3 protein-coding genes are annotated in these 1,653 nt (G+C 66.4%); all 3 read right to left on the reverse strand.

Annotation, left to right across the window (positions count from 1 at the left end):
- Positions 1 to 121: 121 nt before the first annotated feature.
- Entirely contained in the window at positions 122 to 358 is a 237-nt protein-coding gene (locus KME75_RS41355; protein WP_219420435.1) for a hypothetical protein, read from the reverse strand.
- Positions 355 to 1,281, reverse strand: a complete 927-nt coding sequence (locus tag KME75_RS41360; protein ID WP_219420436.1) for a carbohydrate ABC transporter permease — start codon at positions 1,279 to 1,281, stop codon at positions 355 to 357. The genes KME75_RS41355 and KME75_RS41360 overlap by 4 nt, the downstream gene beginning before the upstream one ends.
- A 174-nt stretch (positions 1,282 to 1,455) precedes the next feature.
- On the reverse strand, positions 1,456 to 1,653 hold a 198-nt coding region (locus KME75_RS41365), incomplete at its 5' end, for a hypothetical protein (RefSeq protein WP_219420437.1).

Consider the following 1,653-nt stretch of genomic DNA (forward strand, 5'->3'; position numbering starts at 1 on the left):
ACATATCTAGGCGTAGCGAGTGGTGGCGGTCGGCCGCAGTGACCGCGGGTCCCTGCGTGAGCCTGCTCGGAAACCGGAAACCGACCACCGCATGGCTCGTCGGGCTGGGGCGCAGCCCCGGTTAGAGATTGCGCTCAACGTTCTGCTCGAACGAGGTCGCGATCTCGGTGGCGGCGGCGGAGAACACGGTGGCCGGGTCCGCGTTCTCCAGCATGATCCGCTCGAGGGCCGTGGTCAGGTACTGGTCGCCCGACGGGACGAAGGCGCGCGCCCAGTCCTGCACTCGGGTGGTGGCGAGCGGCGGTGCCGACGCCGATTCCGGGCGCGCCGCGGTCGACGGCGAAACGGTGACACTCATGAGTAGTGCACCTTCCGCTCCACGAACCGCAGTTGCGCGACGGTGATGACGAACAGCACGAGGAACAGGATCGTGGCGATCGCCGACGAATATCCGGCGCGACCGGAGTCGAATCCCTCCTGATAGATCTGGTACATCATCGTGGTGGTTCCCTCGAGCGGACCGCCCTTCGTCATCGCGCGGATGATGTCGAACGACTGCAATGACGTCAGCAACGTCGTGATGCCGAGGAAGAACGTGGTCGGGCCCAGCAGCGGGAGGACCACCGAGAAGAACGACCGGAACGGCGACGCCCCGTCCAGGGAGGCCGCTTCCAGCAGATCCCGGGGCACCGCCTGCAATCCGGCGAGATAGATGAGCGCGACGTATCCGACGTTCTTCCACAGGTACACGACGATGACCATCGCCAGTGCCCACTGCGGGTCGTTGTACCAGTCCGGGGACCCGATCCCGACCACCCGCAGCATCGCCGACAGCGCACCGAAGCTCGGGTCGAACACGAACAGCCACAGCAGGCCGACGGCCACCCCGGAGAGCACGTACGGGGCCACGACGACCGTGCGGGCGGCTCCGCGCAACCGCAGCTTCCGGTTCAGCAGCATCGCCAGCAGCAGGCCGAGCACCATCCCGCCGCCGACCGTCGCAACCGTGAACACCGCCGTGACGGCGATGGTGGTGGGCGTGCCCGGATCGGTGAACCAGTCCACGTAGTTGCCCAGGCCGACGGAGATCGCGGTCGGCGATCCAATGTTCCACTGCAACGTTGAGTAGTGGAAGGACTGCAGCAGCGGCCGATACGTGAAGACGATCAGCAATGCGATGTTCGGACCGGCCAGCGCGGCGAAGAGCAGCCAGTTGCGCAATGGCGTCCGCCGCCGGACCGAGCGGGCCCGGATCGCCGGCCGGGGTATGGCGGTCGCCATGTCGTGGACGTTCCTCCGTTGTCGGTGCGCGCCCAGAATAAGCAGCACCGATCACCCGATCGAGGAAACCACAGCCAAAACTCCGACGTTTCCGCCCGACGTCGCCGGCCGTTCATCCACCGGTTCACGGGAGAACCGGTCGTTCAGCGGCCGGACACCCCTCGTGGTAAACATTCAGCGGTGTGGTGACATGGCGTGATCGCCGGTCGGCCGTTCGGCCTCCGGTGCGCTCGGCTCGGTGTCCGTGGTCATCCCTGAAGGAGCGGGGCCGGTCAACCCCCTGTTGTTGTAGTTGATCTTTTCTTCGTTGGCTCTCCGACTGTTCTTGGGCGCGTCGAGGTAGGCGGCGGGGTCAAGGAGCGCCCGGGAGGG

The organism is Pseudonocardia nigra, from assembly GCF_019396355.1.
Lineage (GTDB): Bacteria > Actinomycetota > Actinomycetes > Mycobacteriales > Pseudonocardiaceae > Pseudonocardia > Pseudonocardia nigra.